The organism is Alloalcanivorax marinus, from assembly GCF_016906305.1.
GTDB lineage: Bacteria > Pseudomonadota > Gammaproteobacteria > Pseudomonadales > Alcanivoracaceae > Alloalcanivorax > Alloalcanivorax marinus.
The window spans coordinates 159,678-177,586 of the sequence record NZ_JADDOL010000003.1; the positions used below are offsets into that span (position 1 = coordinate 159,678).

18 protein-coding genes are annotated in these 17,909 nt (G+C 68.3%); 14 read left to right on the forward strand and 4 right to left on the reverse strand.

All coding sequences use genetic code 11. From position 1 onward, the window contains the following. Positions 1–2: 2 nt before the first annotated feature. Positions 3–1,070, reverse strand: coding sequence for a TAXI family TRAP transporter solute-binding subunit (locus IM760_RS03725; RefSeq protein ID WP_204427182.1), 1,068 nt, complete (start codon positions 1,068–1,070; stop codon positions 3–5). Positions 1,071–1,292: 222 nt separating this feature from the next. On the opposite strand from IM760_RS03725, the gene IM760_RS03730 reads away from it, so the two are divergent. The 3 genes from IM760_RS03730 to IM760_RS03740 all read left to right on the forward strand — a co-directional run bounded on the left by IM760_RS03730 (position 1,293) and on the right by IM760_RS03740 (position 3,084). Further along, positions 1,293–1,832: a hypothetical protein gene (locus tag IM760_RS03730; RefSeq protein ID WP_204427183.1), complete on the forward strand. Its 540-nt coding sequence runs from the start codon at positions 1,293–1,295 to the stop codon at positions 1,830–1,832. Positions 1,833–1,902: 70 nt separating this feature from the next. Then, a complete protein-coding gene (locus tag IM760_RS03735) occupies positions 1,903–2,295 on the forward strand; it encodes a VOC family protein (protein WP_204427184.1) in 393 nt (130 codons plus the stop codon). A 93-nt stretch (positions 2,296–2,388) separates the two neighbouring features. Beyond that, entirely contained in the window at positions 2,389–3,084 is a 696-nt protein-coding gene (locus tag IM760_RS03740; RefSeq protein WP_204427185.1) for a class I SAM-dependent methyltransferase, read from the forward strand. Between the two features lies 1 nt (position 3,085). On the opposite strand, the gene IM760_RS03745 is transcribed toward IM760_RS03740, so the two are convergent. Next, on the reverse strand, positions 3,086–4,339 hold the full coding sequence (locus IM760_RS03745) for an NAD(P)/FAD-dependent oxidoreductase (RefSeq protein WP_338021365.1): 1,254 nt from the start codon (positions 4,337–4,339) through the stop codon (positions 3,086–3,088). Between the two features lie 115 nt (positions 4,340–4,454). On the opposite strand from IM760_RS03745, the gene IM760_RS03750 reads away from it, so the two are divergent. The 6 genes from IM760_RS03750 to IM760_RS03775 all read left to right on the forward strand — a co-directional run bounded on the left by IM760_RS03750 (position 4,455) and on the right by IM760_RS03775 (position 9,108). After that, positions 4,455–5,024 carry a hypothetical protein gene (locus IM760_RS03750; RefSeq protein ID WP_204427186.1) on the forward strand — a complete coding sequence of 190 codons (570 nt, stop codon included), beginning with the start codon at positions 4,455–4,457 and terminating at the stop codon, positions 5,022–5,024. Then, on the forward strand, positions 5,021–5,563 hold the full coding sequence (locus IM760_RS03755; RefSeq protein ID WP_204427187.1) for a hypothetical protein: 543 nt from the start codon (positions 5,021–5,023) through the stop codon (positions 5,561–5,563). Before IM760_RS03750 ends, IM760_RS03755 begins: the two co-directional genes overlap by 4 nt. 100 nt (positions 5,564–5,663) lie before the next feature. After that, complete coding sequence (locus IM760_RS03760) at positions 5,664–6,239, forward strand: NnrU family protein (RefSeq protein WP_204427188.1); 576 nt, start codon at positions 5,664–5,666, stop codon at positions 6,237–6,239. 3 nt (positions 6,240–6,242) lie between these two features. Then, positions 6,243–6,710, forward strand: coding sequence for a hypothetical protein (locus tag IM760_RS03765; protein ID WP_204427189.1), 468 nt, complete (start codon positions 6,243–6,245; stop codon positions 6,708–6,710). 166 nt (positions 6,711–6,876) lie between these two features. Continuing rightward, complete coding sequence (locus IM760_RS18980) at positions 6,877–8,388, forward strand: phospholipase D family protein (protein WP_204427190.1); 1,512 nt, start codon at positions 6,877–6,879, stop codon at positions 8,386–8,388. Positions 8,389–8,595: 207 nt separating this feature from the next. Continuing rightward, positions 8,596–9,108 carry a DUF421 domain-containing protein gene (locus IM760_RS03775; protein WP_204427191.1) on the forward strand — a complete coding sequence of 171 codons (513 nt, stop codon included), beginning with the start codon at positions 8,596–8,598 and terminating at the stop codon, positions 9,106–9,108. A gap of 81 nt (positions 9,109–9,189) precedes the next feature. Here IM760_RS03775 and IM760_RS03780 read toward each other — a convergent pair whose 3' ends face one another. Beyond that, positions 9,190–10,083 (reverse strand): DMT family transporter, encoded by an 894-nt coding sequence (locus tag IM760_RS03780; RefSeq protein WP_204427192.1) that lies wholly within the window; start codon positions 10,081–10,083, stop codon positions 9,190–9,192. A 242-nt stretch (positions 10,084–10,325) separates the two neighbouring features. Between IM760_RS03780 and paoA the strand changes: the two genes are divergently transcribed. The 5 genes from paoA to IM760_RS03805 all read left to right on the forward strand — a co-directional run bounded on the left by paoA (position 10,326) and on the right by IM760_RS03805 (position 15,857). Then, positions 10,326–10,991: an aldehyde dehydrogenase iron-sulfur subunit PaoA gene (gene paoA / locus IM760_RS03785; RefSeq protein ID WP_204427193.1), complete on the forward strand. Its 666-nt coding sequence runs from the start codon at positions 10,326–10,328 to the stop codon at positions 10,989–10,991. Then, the gene (locus tag IM760_RS03790; protein ID WP_204427194.1) at positions 10,988–11,941 is read left to right on the forward strand and encodes an FAD binding domain-containing protein; all 954 of its coding nucleotides are present in this window, start codon (positions 10,988–10,990) and stop codon (positions 11,939–11,941) included. Before paoA ends, IM760_RS03790 begins: the two co-directional genes overlap by 4 nt. Before the next feature lie 4 nt (positions 11,942–11,945). Next, on the forward strand, positions 11,946–14,147 hold the full coding sequence (gene paoC, locus IM760_RS03795; RefSeq protein ID WP_204427195.1) for an aldehyde oxidoreductase molybdenum-binding subunit PaoC: 2,202 nt from the start codon (positions 11,946–11,948) through the stop codon (positions 14,145–14,147). 77 nt (positions 14,148–14,224) lie between these two features. Continuing rightward, on the forward strand, positions 14,225–15,238 hold the full coding sequence (locus IM760_RS03800; protein WP_204427196.1) for a DUF72 domain-containing protein: 1,014 nt from the start codon (positions 14,225–14,227) through the stop codon (positions 15,236–15,238). Between the two features lie 307 nt (positions 15,239–15,545). Further along, positions 15,546–15,857 carry a helix-turn-helix domain-containing protein gene (locus tag IM760_RS03805; protein ID WP_138770993.1) on the forward strand — a complete coding sequence of 104 codons (312 nt, stop codon included), beginning with the start codon at positions 15,546–15,548 and terminating at the stop codon, positions 15,855–15,857. A gap of 20 nt (positions 15,858–15,877) precedes the next feature. On the opposite strand, the gene IM760_RS03810 is transcribed toward IM760_RS03805, so the two are convergent. Then, positions 15,878–17,890 (reverse strand): carboxylesterase/lipase family protein, encoded by a 2,013-nt coding sequence (locus IM760_RS03810; protein ID WP_204427197.1) that lies wholly within the window; start codon positions 17,888–17,890, stop codon positions 15,878–15,880. Positions 17,891–17,909: the final 19 nt, after the last annotated feature.

Consider the following 17,909-nt stretch of genomic DNA (forward strand, 5'->3'; position numbering starts at 1 on the left):
GGTCAGTCGTCGTTGCTGTCGCCGGCGCCTTCCCGGTCGTCGTAGTAGGCTTTGGCGCCCGGGTGCAGCGGCACCACCAGGTTCTGGTCCATGCTGGCCGGGTCGATGTCCTTGAGCGCACCCACGGACACCTTGTCGGAGCCCAGGTAGTCGTCGAAGCGTTTGGTCAGTTCCTTGGCCACCGCTTCGTCCATGGACGTGGGCACGATCAGGATGTTGCGGATCGCCACGGTGGTGACCGCGTTCTCCAGGCCATAGCGCTCGGGCTTGCCGGCGGGAATGGTGTAGGTCTCGTAGTAGGGGTAGGCCTCCAGCAGTTTATTCGCCACGTCCCCTTCCACCGGCACGAAGGTGACCTCGCTGGTCTGCATCAGCCCGGTGATGCTGGAGTTGGGCACGCCGGAGGTGAAGAAGGCCGCGTCCAGGTTGCCGTTGCTCATCTCGGTGACGCTGTCGGCATAGCCGGTGTGGCTGACCCGCGCCAGATCGTCGTAGGTGAGCCCGGCGGATTCCAGCACTTTCTGGGCGCTCTGCTCCACGCCGGAGCCGACCTTGCCCACGCCGACGCGCTTGCCCTTCAGGTCCGCCACGCCCTGGATGCCGCTGTCCGCGGTGGCCACGATCTGCACCACGTTGGGGTACAGGCCCGCCAGGGTGGCGATGTCGGCTTTGGCCCCTTCGAACTGGTTCTTGCCGTTGACGGCGTCGTAGGCCACGTCGCTCATGACGATGGCGATCTGGTTCAGGCCGTCCTGAATGTTCTGGATGTTCTGCACCGAGGCGCCGGTGGACACCACCTGCACCCCACCGATCAGATCGCTGGCTTCGAAGATCGGCTTGAGGGCGCCGCCGATGGGGTAGTAGGAGCCGGAGGTGCCGCCGGTGCCGAAGATCAGGTTCACTTCCTGCTGGCCGGCGTCGGCCTGGGCGGATTCGGTGCTGGCGTCGCCGGCCATGGTGCCGGTGTCGGCGTCTTTCTTGGCGGCGTCGTTGCCGTTGTCGCTGCAGCCGGCCAGCAGGGCGCCGGACAGCCCGAGGGCGGCGGCCAGTATCAGAGTACGAGATAGCATGGGTCTCTCCTGATGTTCGCGGTGGTTTATTGCTGTTATCGAGACTGCCCACAGCTTACGAGCGGTGTCTTCCCGATACTACGCCAGGAAGGGCGGTTAAGACTAAGGTCGAACGTGTGCCTGGCCGGGCCGGGAGGGCAGGCCCGAGGGCGGGTGCCATGATGTAAAGTCACATTGACCGTGGTGAAGACACCCGGGTTGAACGTCTTTGGGAGGAGAAGGATGAAGAGGCTGGCGTGGGGCCTGCTGATACTCGCACTGGTCGGTTGCGAGCAGCGATATGACGTGGACTATTTATCCTTGGCGTCCTCGGTCGCGCCCGAGACGGTGGCGGCGCCGGAGGGCGAGTTCGTGGTGCCGTTTCTTGGCGAGGCCGGGCAATCCCGTCTGACCCTGGCGGTAACCCTCGACGAGCTGAAAACAGGCACCGACTGGTCGCCCTGGGTGACCGCCGGCTTTACCTCCATCGACAAGCAGTGGCAGGTGAAAGCCTTCGTGGCGGCACTGGATCGTGACTCGCAGACGCTGAGTGGTGGTTATCAGGTGATCGAGGCGGGCAACATTCAGAAGCAGGTGACGCTGATCACCGGCGAACCGGGTTCGCGGGCCGTGCAGGTTCAGTTGGTCCGGGACGACGAGGGCGCGGTTTACCTCCGTGTCGATGACCGCGAAGCCCGGGTGACCTTACCCACCGGAGAACCGCTGTTCCCGGTGGTGCTGGTGGCCTCCGCCACCGCCTCACTGCGGTGGCAGGCGGACTGATCGGAGTTCCGATATAGTCTCTGGCCAAACGACAAAAGCTGGCAGTTCGCCAACAAGAAAGGAGAGCACCATGTTCAACCACATCATGATCGGTTCCAACGACATCGACCGTTCCGAGCGCTTCTACACCGCCGTGCTCGGCGTGCTGGGCGCCGGCGAGCCGGTGCGCAACGAGTCGCCCACCGGTCATATGCGCCTGTTCTACCGGCACAACGGCAACACCCTAGCCATCAGCCAGCCGATCAACAACGAGCCGGCCTGCGGCGCCAATGGCGGCACCATCGGTTTCAAATGCGAATCGCCGGAGCAGGTGAAGGAGTTTCACGATGTGGCGGTGGCCCACGGCGGCCGGTCCGTGGAAGATCCGCCGGGGCTGCGCGAGAACGCCATGGGCGCCATGCATCTGAGCTACGTGCTGGACCCGGACGGCAACAAGCTGTGCGGCATCCATCGGGTACGCTAACGCCGAAGCAAAGCGCCCCAATTGCCGGGCGGATGCCGAGCCGGCCCGGGCCCGGCCGCCCTGCGATTTCGATGTTTTGTTGCGGAAGTGACAATGGATCAAGACCAGATCAAAGCCCTGTTCGACCAACAGGCGGCGGGTTACGACACCCAGTGGGCGAAGACCGCGCCGATCCGCGAGTGTCTGCATTTTCTGCTGGATTCCCTGTTCGCGGATTTACCCGACAACGCACGCATTCTGTGCGTCGGCGCGGGCACCGGAGCGGAGATTGCCCACCTGGCGGCGCGGCACCCCGGTTGGCATTTCGTGGCAGTGGAGCCCTCCGGCGCCATGCTGGAAGCCTGTCGGCAAAAGGCGGAGCGGGCGGGCTTCGCGGATCGCTGCACCTTCCTCGAAGGTTATCTGGAGTCGTTGCCCGCCGACCCGATCCACGATGCGGCCACCTGCTTTCTGGTCTCCCAGTTCCTGGTGGATGAAGCGGAACGGGTTCGCTTCTTCGCCGAGGTCGCCCGGCGGTTGAAGCCGGGTGCGCCGTTGGCCAGTTCCGATCTGGCCTCGGACGTGGCGTCGCCGGAGTACGAGGTGCTGCTGCGGGCCTGGATGACCATGATGGCCACCTCGGAGGTCTCCCCGGAAATGATCGAGCGTATGCGCCACGCCTACGCCCACGACGTGGGGGTGCTGCCGCCGGCCCGGATCGCGTCGATGATTGCCGCCGGTGGCTTCGAGTTACCGGTGCCGTTCTTCCAGGCCGGCCTGATTCACGCCTGGTGTTCCCGGCGCGCCTGAGTCAGAACCGGCCCGCCCGATAGGGCGACATGTCCACGTCGGTGTTCTCGCCGTCCATCATCTGACCGATCAACTTGCCGGTCACCGGCCCCAGGGTGAAGCCCTGGTGGCCGTGGCCAAAGGCCAGCCACAGGCCGGGCAGGCCGGGGGCGGGGCCGATCACCGGTTTCATGTCCGGGGTGCAGGGGCGGGCGCCCATCCAGGGATGGGGGTCCAACCGGTCCCCCAGGGGGAACAGGCGGCGGGCGGCGGCTTCGGCGGCGTCCAGTTGCTGAAGGTTGGGCGGCGCTTCCTGGCGCGCCAGTTCGGCGCCGGTGGTCAGACGGATGCCGGCGCGCATGGGCGCCAGCAGGTAGCCGGTTTCCGCGTCCATCAGCCAGTGGTTGAGCCTGGCGTCGTCGCGGGCGCCGTAGTGCATGTGGTAGCCGCGTTTCACGAACAGCGGCACCTGCAAGCCCTGGCGGGCGAGCCAGGGCGTGGACCAGGGGCCGAGAGCCAGCACCACCCGATCGGCGGACAGGGTCTCGCCGTCCACCTGGGCGCGCCAGCCCTGGGCGGTGCGCGACAGGGTCTCCAGGGTGCCCCGCTGGAAATGTCCGCCCCGCCGTTCGAAGTCCTCGGCGTAGGCGGCCACCAGCGCACCGGGGTCGGTGACCGTCCAGGGCTGGGTCCAGTGCACCGCCCCGGCCAGCCGGCCCTCGCTCAGGTGCGGCTCCTTGCGGGCCAGGGCGGCGTGGTCCAGCACTTGATAGGTGACGCCATAGCCGGCGGCGTTCTGTTCCGCCTGATGGCATTCCGAGTCCAGGGCGCGGCCGGTGCGGAAGACCTTGAGATAACCTTCCTGGCGGATCAGCGCTCCGGCGTCGGCGGCGCGGATCATCTCGTCGTGGGTCTCCAGGGAGCGGGTGATCAGCGCCGCGTAGGCCGGCACGATGTGCGCGTAGTTCTGGGGCGCGGAGTGGCGCCAGTAATGAAACAGCGGCCCCATGGCGCCGGCCATGCCGGAGGGGCGGTAGCGGATGTCGATCTCCCGGTTGGGCAGCACCCGCAGCAGGGTGGGCAGGTCGCGGGGAAACCGGTAGGGCCGCACCGCTTCGCGCTGGATGATGCCGGCGTTGCCGAAGGAGGTCTCGCGGCCCGGCGCGCCCCGGTCCACCAGCGTGACCCGGTGGCCGCGCCGGCGCAGATGCCAGGCCACGCACACGCCGACCATGCCGGCGCCCAACACCAGAATGTCGCGGGCGGACGGTGACACGATTGCAATCTCCTGCAAAAAAGCGAACGTCTCGGCGGCGACCCGGCGGGCGCCACGTTACGCTCCATGATTCTCCACCCACACTTAAGCATCCGGCGGCCGTTGGAGGAAAGCGTTGAGCGACAGTTGCACACACATCGTGCCGGTGCACACCGGCGACTACCCCGACGCCGAGGCCAAGGCGCGGGAGATTCTGGCCTGGTTTCAGACCCGGGGCCTGGTGGCGGCGGCGCCGTCGGACTGCACCCTGGACGGCCCGGGCTATGCCTTTACGCCGAAGATTCAGACGTTGTTTATCGAGCCCATGGACCCGCGCGTCCACGACGGCGTCACCCGGGGCCTGGCACTGCACGCCGGCCCGCGCAAGGTGTTTCATCCCATGGAGGGCGCCGAGCTGAGCTTTGTCTGCCCGGGCTGCGGCCACGACCAGGGCTGGGACGGGGTGGACGCCATCGGCGCCTGGTTCGCCGGCGAGGAGGACGAACCGGCGTGCCCCGCCTGCGGCGAACGCTTCCACATCAATCGCTATGGCACCGACCGGGGCGGTACCGATACCCCCTGGGCGTTCAGCAATCTGGGCCTCACCCTGTGGAACGACCATGGCGGTGCCTTCCAGCCCGCGTTTCTGGACAGCATGCGTGCCTTGTACGGCACCGACATTCGCGTGGTGGAGGTGCACATATGATGCGTGAAATGAAGGTGGCGATCCTGCTGGTGGCCCTGCTGACGCCGGCCGCCTGGGCCGATACCTCCGGTCGGGCGGACAAGGCGCTGGCCGATCAAGGCGTCGAGGAACTGCGCGAGGGCATCACCGACAAGCATCCCGCCACCTACATGGTGCTGGCGGCGCGGCTGTTCCAGCAGGGCGACAAGCAGGAGGCGGTGACGTGGTTCTACGTCGGGCAGATTCGATACCGGGCCTGGCTGAAAGCGAACCCGGATCTGGACCCGTCCGGCGACCCGGCGTTGTTCGCCTCTTTGATGGAATCGGTGGGCCGGCCGCTGAACGAATACATCGGCGGTGACGTGGACGAATGGGTGGCCACCATCGACGAGGCCATCCAATGGCACCACGCGCACCCGGACGGTTTTCTGGGCAAGGACGACCACCGATCGCTCTACGCGTCGCTGATTGCCGGCCTGGAGGACATGCGCGACGAGGTCGCCGCCAGCAAGGACGAAATCCGCCGGCAGCGGCGGGAAAACGGGCTGGAGAACCGCTAGCACGGCGCCGGAAAACCCGGATTTTGCGCGGGGTTATTCTCCCGGCGCGCGGCTTGCGGCACTATAGGCGCCACCGTCCGCGACCGAAGAGAGAAAAACCATGACAATGCTGATCCTCGGCCTGGTCCTGTTCCTGGGCATTCACTGCACCGGCTTCGCGCCGGCCTGGCGCGACCGCCAGGTCGCCCGCTTCGGAGCGAACGGCTGGAAGGGCTTGTACAGCCTGGTGGCCCTGGCCGGCTTCGTGCTGATCATCTGGGGCTTCCAGCAGGCGCGGCTGAATCCGGTGCTGCTGTACACGCCGCCGGCGTGGATGGGGCACCTGAATGCGCTGTTCACTCTGATCGCCTTTATTCTGCTGGCCGCGGCCTATGTGCCCGGCAACCGCATCCACGCCAAGCTCGGCCATCCGATGGTGGCCGGCACCAAGATCTGGGCCTTCGGCCATCTGCTGTCCATCGGCTTTCTGCGTGACGTGGTGCTGTTCGGCGCCTTTCTGGTGTGGGCCATCGTTGCCTTCGCGCGGCTGCGCCGCCGTGATCGGGCCCGGGGCGTGAGCCCGGCGCCGGGCACCCTCAAGGGGGACGTGCTGACCGTGGTGGTGGGGGTGGTGGCCTGGGCGCTGTTCGCGTTCTGGCTGCACGGTCCCTTGATCGGGGTGAGGCCGTTCGGCTAAGCGATGAACCGGACCTCCAAGCGCCGCCACGGCGGCAAGATGCCCTGGACCCAGCTTTACCTGCACGGGCTGGGCGTCTCGGTCAGCCACAACGCCCAGGCGTTCGGCTTTTCCATTCTGATCACGGTGAGCTACGGGGTGGTGTCCAGCGTCGCCGACCAGCCCACCCCGTTCCAGTTGATCGGCTTCGCCTTGTCGGCGGTGGCGTCCCTGTCGTTCCTGAACCTGATGGTGGCCTTCCTGAAACGGGACGAGCCCGACGACAGCGAACGCACGCCGGTGCTGCTGGTGGCCACCGCCACGGACTTTATTTCCGTGGGCGCCGGCCTGGCGGCGGCCTTCGGCGTGGCCAAGGCGTTCGAGAACTGGATGTGCTGGCTGGTGGCGCCGTTCGCCGCCGGTCTGATCTATTGCCTGGTGCAGGGGCTGCAGATCGCGGTGGCCCGGCGCGGCGCCGACATTCAGGAATAGCCTGCACGCCGGGGCGCGCTAAATTCGGTAAAAAATCGCCGCCGGGTTACCCGCTTCCTGCTTCGCTTCGCTGATTGATGTTTGATGTTAGCCCCCGGACATCAGGAGCGAGACAACCTTGGTATCGAGACCGCCGGCCCCGCCCCGCGGGCGCCGGCCTGCCCCCTTGCTGTGGCTGTCGTGGCTGCCGATCCTCCTGCTGGTCGGCTGCGCCGGCCTGCCGTCCCTGGAGGGACGCACACCCTCCCGGGCCCTGAGCGCCGAGGAAGCCGCCGATACGCCTCTGGGCGCGCTGACCGGCCCGCTGGTCCGTGCCCATCCGGGCCGGTCCGGCGTGCACCTGCTGGCCGATCCCCATGATGCCTTCGCGGCCCGCCTGCGTCTGGCGGACGCGGCCCGGCAAACCCTGGATGTGCAGTATTACATCTGGCGCCCGGACACCACCGGCAAGCTGCTGTTCGACGCCCTGCGCCGGGCGGCGGATCGCGGCGTGCGCGTGCGGCTGTTGCTGGACGACTACAACACCGCCGGCATGGACCCGGTACTGGCGGCGCTGAACGCCCATGACAATATCGAAGTGCGGCTGTTCAATCCGTTCGTGACGCGCGGGCCACGCTTCTGGGATCTGCTCACCGACCTGCCAAGGGTCAACCGGCGCATGCACAACAAAACCTTTATCGCCGACAACAGCCTGCTGGTGCTGGGCGGGCGCAATGTGGCCGACGAATACTTCGGCGCCACGGAGACCCTGTTTTCCGATCTGGATGTTCTGGTGATGGGCCCGGTGGTGGCGTCGGTGTCCGACGCGTTCGACCGCTACTGGCGCAGCGACTCGGCCTATCCGGCGGAGCGCATTCTGCGTGCCGACCAGAACGGCGAGCCGCCCCCGGAAGCGGAGGGCGATTCGCGGGCGGACTACCTGGAGGAACTGGGCGACCGGGATCCGGTGGTGGCACTGCGCGACGGGAAACTGGCGCTGTGCTGGGCCACCACCCGGCTGGTGGTGGACGACCCGGCCAAGGGCCTGGGCGAGGCGGAGGGCGCGGAGCTGTTTCTGACCCAGCTGGACCGGGCGGTGGGCGACCCGGAGCAACGGCTGGACATCATCGCCTCCTATTTCATTCCCACCCGGCAGGGTGTGGAGGACCTGACCGGTCTGGCCGCCCGGGGCGTTCAGGTGCGGGTGCTGACCAACTCCATGGCCGCCACCGACGTAGCGCTGGTGCATTCCGGCTACGCCAAATGGCGCCGCGACCTGCTGGAAGGCGGCGTGCAGCTCTATGAAATGAAACGGGGCGACGGCCCGCGCGATTCCCCTCATCTGCGCGCCGGCCCCTACGGCAGTGCCCGTTCCACTCTGCATGCCAAGGCGTTCGCGGTGGACGGCGAGCAGTTGGTGGTAGGCTCGTTCAACGCCGATCCACGCTCCGCCAATCTGAATACCGAGCTGGGCCTGGTGATCGACTGCCCCTGGCTGGCGGACAACATCCACGGGGCCTTCCCGGACAAGGTGATGAAGCACGCTTATCGAGTCCGTCTGGACGATAACGGCAAACTGTACTGGCTGAGCGTCAAGGACGGCGAAACGGTGCGTTTCGATCGGGAACCGGACACCACCCTGTGGCAGCGGCTTTCCCTGCCGGTCTTTTCCATCCTGCCCATCGACGGCCTGCTGTAGAACACCGGCCCTGGCCGCCGGCTTCGCCGGTCCGGACCGGCCTCACCCTGAGCGGCGTGAGGCGGTACTGGTGGACGACGGCGGCGAGTGGACGGTGCCGGGCTTTCTTTAAGCGCCGGGCGGGCTCGGCCGACCGTGGCCCCCACCGGACGATCCCTGCTAGCCTGCCCGGCAATGGACCTGCTGATGACGGAAAGGAGACCGCCCATGGACGCCGTGTTGTTCAATGGCTGGGGCCCGCTCGGCCGCACTCTGCTGGTGGGCGTGCTCGCCTACGCGGCGCTGATTTTTATTCTGCGTTTGTCCGGCAAACGGACCCTGGCGAAGATGAACGCCTTCGATCTGGTGGTCACGGTGGCCATCGGTTCCACCCTGGCCACCATCGTGCTCAACAAAAGCGTGGCGTTGGCGGAGGGCACGCTGGCGCTGGCGCTGCTGGTGGCCATGCAATACGGCGTGTCCTGGAGCAGCACCCGCTGGCCGGCGCTGCGTCGCCTGGTCACCGGCGAGCCCCGCTTGCTGCTGCGCCACGGCGTGATGCTTGACGACGCCCTGCGCGACACCCGCATCACCCGCGAGGAGGTACGCGCCGCCTTGCGCGCGGCCGGCGTGGCGCGGGTGGACGCGGCGGCGGCGGTGGTGCTGGAGACCGACGGCTCGTTCAGCGTGATCGCCGACGAGCCGGAGGGCGAAGCCTCCAGCCTGCACGGGCTGCGCTGAAGTTCGCGCGGGCCGAACCGGCACCGCCCGGCGCTGCCCCCCGACCGAAGACCTGCACTGAAGCAGGTATTGGCGGCGCGCTCAGGCCGGGTGACCGGCCCGCCGCTGATTGACCACGCACAGCCCGCCGACAATAGCGGCGGCGCCCAGCCAGAACAGGCCGTTCTGGTTTTCTCCCAGCAGCACCACCGCGAACACCACGCCGAACAGGGGCGCCAGGAAATTCATGGCGGACACCTGGGAGGTGTAGTGGCGGCGCAGCATGGCGAAGAACACCAGGTAACCCAGGAAGGCCACGCCCACGGTCTGGAACGCCAGGGAGGCGATCAGCGCCGGGCTCCAGTGCACGGTCCAGCCGCCGGCCGGCACCAGCGTGGCCAGGCCCAGCAGGGGCACCGAGCCGAACAACTGGTGGAACAGCACCACCGGGGCATCCAGGTCACGCAGGCCGGTGGCGCGGATCACCATCACCGTGGCCGCCCAGCACACCGCGCCGACGAAACACAGCAGGTCGCCGGCCAGGGTGGCCGCGCCGCCGCCGCCGGCGCCGGAAAAGGCGGTGAGTCCCACGCCCAGGAAGGCGAACAGAATGCCCAGTACCTTGAAGCGTCGTACCGGTTCATCGCGAATCAGGTACATGGCGCCCAGGGCGATCATCATCGGCGCGCTGTAATAGATCACCGCGGCGTGGGCGGCGCTGGTCAGCGCCAGGCCCACATAGAGAAAGCCGAAGTCCAGAGCGAACAGCAGGCCCAGGGCCATGGACGGGCCGGCGGGCGCGCGGAACGGATTGCGCCGCTGGTGGAGAAACCACAGAGCCAGCAGCGCGGTGCCGCCCAGCGAGCGCAGGAAGGTCTGGGTCAGCGGCGCCATGTCGTCGACCACCGCCTTGACGGCGGTTTGCTGGGCGCCGAAGGCGGCGAACACCAGCACCAGAATGACAACGGCGCGGGCGGTCAGGGGTTGTAGAGGCATGGTCGTCCCTCCGGAAAACGCCCGATGCTAACAGCCGGTGCCGGCGAAACAAGCCGGACCGGCAAGGACGCCTCCGGCCTCGCCAAGACGCCAGATTTTACGTCTATTTATCCGCCGCCGACGGGGTGCCGGTGCTTTTTCGGCTATGGTGAAACTCTCCGCGCCAAGAGACGCCCAGACCTTGCAAGCGGGCGGCGGCGCCCCCGGGTTCCGCCGCCCCGCCAGCCAACAGGATTGGTCCCATGTCCAAGTTCTCCCGATTCAGAATCACGCGCCGCGATCTGCTGATCGTGGGCGCCGTTGCCTCGGCGGCCCTGGGGCTGCCGAAGCTGGTCGCCGGACGTGCCGGCGGCAAGGCGGAAGCGGTCGCCTCGTCCGGTGGCGAGGCCGGCGTCAGCACCGCCGAAGTGGTGTTCAACGTCAACGGCCAGTCGCGTTCATTGAAGCTGGATACGCGGGTGACGCTGCTGGATGCCCTGCGCGAGCATCTTCACTTGACCGGCTCCAAGAAGGGCTGCGACCACGGCCAGTGCGGCGCGTGCACGGTGATGGTCAACGGGCGCCGCATCAATGCGTGCCTGTCGCTGGCGGTGATGCACGAGGGCGACGAGATCACCACCATCGAAGGGCTCGGCACGCCGGAGAAGCTGGACCCGATGCAGGCGGCGTTCATCGAGCACGACGGCTATCAGTGCGGCTACTGCACGCCGGGGCAGATCTGTTCCGCCAAGGCCACCCTGGAAGAAATCCGCGCCGGTATTCCCAGTCATGTGAGCGGCGACCTGACGGCGCCGATGCCGGTGTCCGACGAGGAAATCCGAGAGCGCATGAGCGGCAACATCTGCCGCTGCGGCGCCTACGCGAACATTCTGGATGCGGTGCGGGACGTGGCCAAGGAGACGACATGAGAGCCTTTACCTACGAACGCGCCGCGTCGCCCCGACAGGCGGCGCAAGCGGCGGCCTCCACGGACCATGCCCGCTTTATCGCCGGCGGCACCAACCTGCTGGATCTGATGAAAATCGAGGTGGAAACACCGACCCATCTGATCGACGTGAACGGGCTGGGTCTGGACACCATCGAGGCCACCGAGGAGGGCGGACTGCGCATCGGCGCCCTGGTGCGCAATACCGACCTGGCCGCCGATCAGCGGGTGCGGCGGGACTACGCGGTGCTCACCCGGGCGCTGGTGGCGGGCGCCTCCGGCCAGCTGCGCAACAAGGCCACCACCGGCGGCAACCTGCTGCAGCGCACCCGCTGCCCGTATTTCTACGACACCAACATGCCCTGCAACAAACGCCGGCCCGGCGCCGGTTGCGCCGCCCTGGACGGCGGCGCCAGCCGCCAGCTGGCGATCATCGGCGCCAGCGAACACTGCATCGCCACCCACCCCAGCGACATGGCGGTGGCCCTGCGGGTGCTGGACGCCCGGGTGGAAACGGTGGACGCCCGGGGCGGGGGCCGCTCGATTCCGCTGGCGGATTTCCACGCTCTGCCCGGCGATACGCCTCATATTGAGACGGTGCTCGAAAAAGGCGAATTCATTACCGCCGTGACCTTGCCCCGGCCGCCGGGCGGCAAGCACTTCTACCACAAGGTGCGCGACCGGGCGTCCTACGCGTTCGCGCTGGTGTCGGTGGCGGCGGTGGTGCAACCGGACGGCAGCGGCCGGGTGGCCCTGGGCGGCGTGGCGCCCAAGCCGTGGCGTGACGAGCAGGCCGAGGCCGCCCTGCCCCGGGGCGCCGGGGCGGTGGTGGCGAAGCTGCTGGACGGCGCCCGCCCCACCCCGGACAACCGGTTCAAGGTCACGCTGGCCGAACGCACCCTGGCCGCCGTGCTGGCGGAAGCGAAGGAGTAGCCCCATGCGATTCGATCAACCCGCCGACCCCAATGTGGCCGACCAGGGCAAGGTGCTCGGCCGCCCGCGCACGCGCATCGACGGCCCGCTGAAGACCACCGGCACCGCGCCCTACGCCTATGAGCGTCACGATGTGGCGCCGGGCCAGCTGGTGGGCTACCCGGTGGTGTCGGCCATCGCCAAGGGCCGCATCACCGCCATGGACACCCGGGCGGCGAAGAACGCCCCGGGAGTGGTGGCCGTCGTCACCACCCTGGACATGGAGCGCCTGCCCAAGGCCAAGATGAACGTGGTCTATCTGTTCGGCGGCCGCGAGATCCAGCACTACCACCAGGCCATCGCCGTGGTGGTGGCGGAGACCTTCGAACAGGCCCGCGCCGCCGCCGCCCTGGTGCGCACCGACTACGACGAAGACCGGGGCGCGTCCTACGACCTGGCGGAGCAGCGCCAGGCCCATCTGGACGACGAGGTGGAACCGGCGTCGCGGGTGGGCGACTTCGAGCGCGCCTTCGCCGATGCGCCGGTTAAGCTGGATGCCACCTATTCCACGCCGGGCCAGTGCCACGCGCAAATGGAGCCGCACGCCTCCATCGCCGAATGGAAGGACGGCACCCTGACCCTGTGGACCGCCAACCAGATGGTGGAATGGAGCCGCCAGGCGCTGGCCAAGGCCTTCGATCTGCCGCCGGAAAAGGTGCGCCTGGATTCGCCCTACATCGGCGGCGGCTTCGGCGTGAAACTGTTCCTGCGCGCCGATGCCATTCTGGCGGCGGTGGCGGCCCGGGAAACCGGCCGGCCGGTGAAGGTGGCGCTGCCGCGCCCGATGATCGCCAACAACGCCACCCACCGTGGCCTGACCATCCAGCGCATCCGCATCGGCACCGACCGGGACGGCCGCATCACCGCCATCGGCCACGACAACACCACCAACACGCCGCCGGGCGGCGGGGGTGAGGAAGCCACCATCCCCACCGAGCACTTTTACGCCGGCGCCAACCGGCTGCTGGTACACCGTCCCCTGGAGATGCACCTGCCGGAAAGCAACGCCATGCGCGCCCCCGGCGACACCGCCGGGCAGATGGCGCTGGAAATCGCCATGGACGAAATGGCGGAGCGCCTGGAGATGGACCCGGTGGCCTTCCGGGTGCTCAACGACACTCAGGTGGACCCGGGCAAACCGGAGCGCCGTTTCTCCGAACGCCACTTCGTGGAATGCCTGCGGCGGGGCGCCGATGAATTCGGCTGGTCCCACCGCAATCGCCGGCCCGGTGACCGCCGCGACGGCGTCTGGCTGATCGGGCACGGCATGGCCGGGGCCTATCGGGGCGCGCCGGCCCAGGCCTCCGGCGCCCGGGTGGCGCTCCGGCCGGACGGTCGCGTGCGCGTGGACACCGACATGACCGACATCGGCACCGGCTCCTACACCATCATCGCGCAGACCGCGGCGGAGATGCTCGGCGTCTCCGTGGACGCGGTGGAGGTGGGGCTGGGGGATTCCGATTCGCCGGTGTCCGCCGGCTCCGGCGGCCAGTGGGGCGCGGCCAGCGCCACCGCCGGCGTGTACGCCGCCTGCGTGGCCCTGCGCGAACGGATCGCGGAACGGCTCGGCGCCGACGCGGCCACCCTTGAACTGGTGGACGGCCAGGTGTGCCACGGCGGCGAGACCCGGCCGCTGGCCGGCCTGGCCGGCGACCGCGACCTGGTGGCCGAGGACAAGATCGAGTTCGGCGACTTCCGCGACAAGGACTATGTGCTGGCCACCTTCGGCGCGCACTTCGTGGAGGTGAGCGTGCACGCCTACACCGGCGAGATCCGCGTGCGCCGCCAGCTGGCGGTGTGCGACGCCGGCCGCATTCTCAACCCGATCACCGCCCGCAGCCAGGTGATCGGCGGCATGACCATGGGCGTGGGCGCGGCCTTGATGGAAGAGCTCAAGGTGGACACCCGCCGGGGCTTTTTCGCCACCCACGACCTGGCCAGCTACGAAGTGCCGGTGCACGCCGACATCCCCGAGCAGACCGTGATCTTCCTGGAAGGCGAGGACCCGTATTCCACACCGCTCAAGGCCAAGGGCGTGGGCGAGCTGGGCATCTGCGGCGTCAGCGCCGCCGTGGCCAACGCCGTCTACAACGCCACCGGCGTGCGCGTGCGGGACTATCCGATCACCCTGGACAAATTTCTCGACCAACTGCCACTGCCGGCTTGAGGCGCGGGCCGGCGTGGCTTGATTCGCGCGCCGGCTTTCGTACCCTTGATGGCTCCCTGATCGCCCTCCGGTCTTCGATGGATCAACCGCCGCTTTTTACCGCTTCCCTGTTCGACGATGACGACACCCTGCCACCGGTGGTGGGCGCCGCTGACCCGGATCCGGCCCTCGCGCCCCTGGCCGGCGCCCTGCCGCCTCGGCTGTGGCTGGGCACCTCGTCCTGGCATTACCCGGGCTGGGCGGGGCGGGTTTGGGACCGCACCTACACGGAAGAGCAGCTGTCCCGCCACGGCCTGCCGGCCTACGCCCGCCACCCGCTGTTTCGCGCCGTGGGGCTGGACCGGGGCTTCTACCGGCCGCTGACCGTGGAGCAGTACGCGGGCTACGCCGCCCAGGTGCCGGCGGAGTTCCGTTTTCTGGTGAAAGCGCCGGGGCAGGTCACCGATGCCCTGCGTCGCGGCCGTGGCGGCCAGGGGCTGCAACCCAACCCGGACTTCCTGGACATCGAACGGGCCTGGCGCGACCTGGCGGTGCCGGCCGGCGAGGGGCTGGGCGACAAGCTGGGTGCGCTGGTGCTGCAGATCAGCCCGCTGCCGGCGGTGTGGCTGAACGATATGGCGCCGGTGATCGCGCGCCTGCACGAGCTGCTGCGCGCCCTGCGGGTGCGCGCGCCGGCGGCCCTGGTGGCGGTGGAGGTGCGCGACCCGCACTGGCTGACGCCGGATTTCGTGGCCGCGCTCAAGGACACCGGCGCCACCTATTGCCTGGGCCTGCACGGCAAGATGCCGCCCATCGCCGAGCAACTGCCGATCCTGCGCGCGCTCTGGCCGGGCCCGCTGGTGTGCCGCTGGAACCTCAATCCCAAGCACGGCGCCTACGGCTACGAAAGCGCCCGAGACCAGTACGCACCCTACGACAAACTGGTGGATCCGGACCCGGACACCCGCGCCGCCCTGGCCCGGGTGATCGCCGGCACCACCGGCGCCGGCTGGCCGGCCTTCGTCACCCTCAGCAACAAGGCGGAGGGCAGCGCGCCGCTGTCCGTGGCCGCTCTGGCGGAAGCGGTGCTGGCCGCCGGCGGGTCGCGCTGATCGCCACCGGCCCACGTCAATCAGGGCGATCGGCTGACATTCCCGTTCTTTGATTTCCCACCACACCACGGGCCATCGCCCGACTCCGCCGCCGTTGCCGCCTGCGTACATTAAGCACCTGGATGGTCCATCCTCGCGGGTGGGGGTTTATTTGTACGCAGAGAGCGTATAGTATGCGAGCGGTATTCGTGGAGTTGACGCCATTCCGGCGCCACCGGGCGGCGTATCTGGACGAGGACACCTATTGGCTGCTGCAGCGGATTCTGATGCTGCACCCGGAGGCGTAACCCGATGGGAGGACCATGATATGAAGCGGGATCTGTTCGCGGAATTGAAGGAAGGTTTTCAGGAACTGGAGGCGCAGCGTCAGGGCAAGCTGACGCTGCGTGGCCAGGAGGCACGGCTGGCGCCGGTGGCGTCCATCGACGCCGACGACCTGCTGGCACTGCGCGAGCGGCTCAATCTGTCCCGGGCGGTGTTCGCCATGTACCTGCGCACCAACCCCCGCACCCTGGAAAACTGGGAGCAGGGGCGCGCCCGGCCCAACGCCCAGGCCGCCACCCTGATCCGCCTGATCGAACGCTACCCGGACACCCTGGAGCGCCTGGCCGGGTTGTAGGACGGCCGGGCGGGCGTGGTTTACTCCAGGCCCATCGCCGCTTCCAGGCCGGTTTCCACGGACAGCCCGGTGTCCTGGCGGATTTCCAGATAGGTGTCATTGGCCCCGGTGTAGGCGGGCCAGTGCAGGTCATCCGGGCTGGGGTCGCCGGTTTTCGCGAAGTTGGTCCACATCGTCATCATCCGGTCGCTGACCGTTTCGTCGTCCTGGTCGTAGCCCATGGACAGGTACAGGTCCACCGGGTCGCCCTGGGAACCGCTGACGCCGTTACCGTTCAGGTCGCCGATCACCGGCCGCTGGCCCTCCGGCGTCAGCACCAGCCCGAGCAGGAAGTTCTGCACCAGCCCGGCGGGGTGATTGAACAGGTAGGGCAGCTCGCAGCCGTGGCAGCTGCGCAGGCCCAGGTCTTCCCAGCCCGGCGGCACCCGGGTGAACTTATAGATGTACTGATTGGACTGGTAGTCCGCCGAGCGTTGTTCCAGCCACACCGGCAGGGCGGCGCGCAGGTGCGGGTAGTCGCCGGCGGTGACGCCGGCCATCAGCGGCACGTCGCCGGGCAGGCCATCGACCACGTTCTGGTGGTAGGTCTTGGTTTGATAGAAGTGGTCCACGTTGGGCCGGTAGGTCTGCCGGGGAATGTCGTGGGCACGGTCGGCGTCGGTAAAGGCGGTCCAGGGCAGGGCGCGGGCCTGTTCCAGGGTCTCCACGCCGACCCGCTCGAACAACGCCTGGCCGATGGCCTCGGATTCCGCCAGGGAGTCGTTGGGGGCGCTGTTCTCTTCCAGCGGCGCGAAGCCGCTCATCACGATGGCCTTGTGGAACAGACCGGCGGCCCGGGGTGAGTTCATCAGCGAGTAGGTTTTACCACCGCCCCCGGACTGGCCGAAGATCGTCACGTTGTCCGGGTCGCCGCCGAAGGCGGCGATGTTGTCGCGTACCCATTCCAGGGCCATCACCAGATCCATCTGGCCGTAGTTGCCGGAGCCGCCGTAGCCGCTTTCCTCGGTGAGTGCCGGATGGGCGATGTAGCCGAACGGGCCCAGGCGGTGGTTGACGGTGACCAGCACCACGCCCCGGGTGGTCAGGCTGTCCGGGTTGTTGTACTGCTCGGAGTTGCCGGACAGGATGGCGAAGGCGCCGCCGTGGAACCAGACCATCACCGGCAGGCCGTCGGCGTTTTTCGGCGCGGTCACGTTCAGGTACAGCGAATCCTCGCTCATGCCGCCCTCATTGACGCTTTCCAGCGCCGGGTCCTGGGCCGATTGGTCCGCCCAGTCGGTGGCTTCACGCACGCCCTCCCAGGGTTGCGGGGGCACCGGCGGTTTCCAGCGCAGCTCGCCCAGGGGCGGCGTGGCATAGGGGATACCGAGAAACTGCCAGGTGTCCGGGTTGGCCTGGAAGCCGCGCAGTTCGCCGCCGGTGGTGGTCACCTGTTGGCGCGGGCCGGTGGCCCGGGTGAAATGCGCCAGCGCCGCTTCGGCGGCGCGCACCCGCCGGGGGCGTGGATCGGTGTCGTTGAACAGTGCCTGCTGATTGAGCTGGTCCAGCAGCGGCTGCAGGTCGGTGCGGAAAGTGGCGGTGTCGCGGCTGAAGTCGATCTCCGCCGCGTGCTCGGAGACCACCCCGGCGATGGCCTCGCTGATCTGGATGCCGTTGTTCAGGTCGCCGTCCCGGTCCAGGGTCTGCAGCAGGATCAGTTTGTTTTGCACCGCCGTGTGGTCGGCGGCCTGGGCGCCGTCGGTGATGCTCAGCGGCGTCAGTACCCCCGCGCCCCGGGCGCCGCCCAGGGCCAGCTCGCCGATAAAGAAGCTTACCGTGTCGCCGTCCCGGTAGCGGAACCGGCCCAGGGCATCGGTGACGGCGGCGTCCCGGTCGCCGGCCCGATAGCCGAGCCCGGCCACCGGGCCGTCCATGAAGGTGCCCTGGCGGCTGGCGCCGCCGGAGGACCGGCTGTCGCTGTCGCCGCCGCAGCCGATCAGCGCCAGCGGCGCCAGAGTCAGGGCCAGGCCCGTTATTCGTGCGATGGATCGCATGTGGTTCTCCTCGATTCTT

Excerpts from the sequence above, each read along its gene's own strand:
- IM760_RS03740 (WP_204427185.1), top strand. The coding sequence starts at position 2,389 with ATGGATCAAGACCAGATCAAAGCCCTGTTCGACCAACAGGCGGCGGGT.
- IM760_RS03800 (WP_204427196.1), top strand. The coding sequence starts at position 14,225 with ATGGATCAACCGCCGCTTTTTACCGCTTCCCTGTTCGACGATGACGAC.
- IM760_RS03730 (WP_204427183.1), top strand. The coding sequence starts at position 1,293 with ATGAAGAGGCTGGCGTGGGGCCTGCTGATACTCGCACTGGTCGGTTGC.
- IM760_RS03805 (WP_138770993.1), top strand. The coding sequence starts at position 15,546 with ATGAAGCGGGATCTGTTCGCGGAATTGAAGGAAGGTTTTCAGGAACTG.
- IM760_RS03760 (WP_204427188.1), top strand. The coding sequence starts at position 5,664 with ATGACAATGCTGATCCTCGGCCTGGTCCTGTTCCTGGGCATTCACTGC.
- IM760_RS03755 (WP_204427187.1), top strand. The coding sequence starts at position 5,021 with ATGATGCGTGAAATGAAGGTGGCGATCCTGCTGGTGGCCCTGCTGACG.
- paoC (WP_204427195.1), top strand. The coding sequence starts at position 11,946 with ATGCGATTCGATCAACCCGCCGACCCCAATGTGGCCGACCAGGGCAAG.
- IM760_RS03735 (WP_204427184.1), top strand. The coding sequence starts at position 1,903 with ATGTTCAACCACATCATGATCGGTTCCAACGACATCGACCGTTCCGAG.
- paoA (WP_204427193.1), top strand. The coding sequence starts at position 10,326 with ATGTCCAAGTTCTCCCGATTCAGAATCACGCGCCGCGATCTGCTGATC.
- IM760_RS03775 (WP_204427191.1), top strand. The coding sequence starts at position 8,596 with ATGGACGCCGTGTTGTTCAATGGCTGGGGCCCGCTCGGCCGCACTCTG.
- IM760_RS03780 (WP_204427192.1), bottom strand. The coding sequence starts at position 10,083 with ATGCCTCTACAACCCCTGACCGCCCGCGCCGTTGTCATTCTGGTGCTG.
- IM760_RS03765 (WP_204427189.1), top strand. The coding sequence starts at position 6,243 with ATGAACCGGACCTCCAAGCGCCGCCACGGCGGCAAGATGCCCTGGACC.
- IM760_RS03810 (WP_204427197.1), bottom strand. The coding sequence starts at position 17,890 with ATGCGATCCATCGCACGAATAACGGGCCTGGCCCTGACTCTGGCGCCG.
- IM760_RS03790 (WP_204427194.1), top strand. The coding sequence starts at position 10,988 with ATGAGAGCCTTTACCTACGAACGCGCCGCGTCGCCCCGACAGGCGGCG.
- IM760_RS03725 (WP_204427182.1), bottom strand. The coding sequence starts at position 1,070 with ATGCTATCTCGTACTCTGATACTGGCCGCCGCCCTCGGGCTGTCCGGC.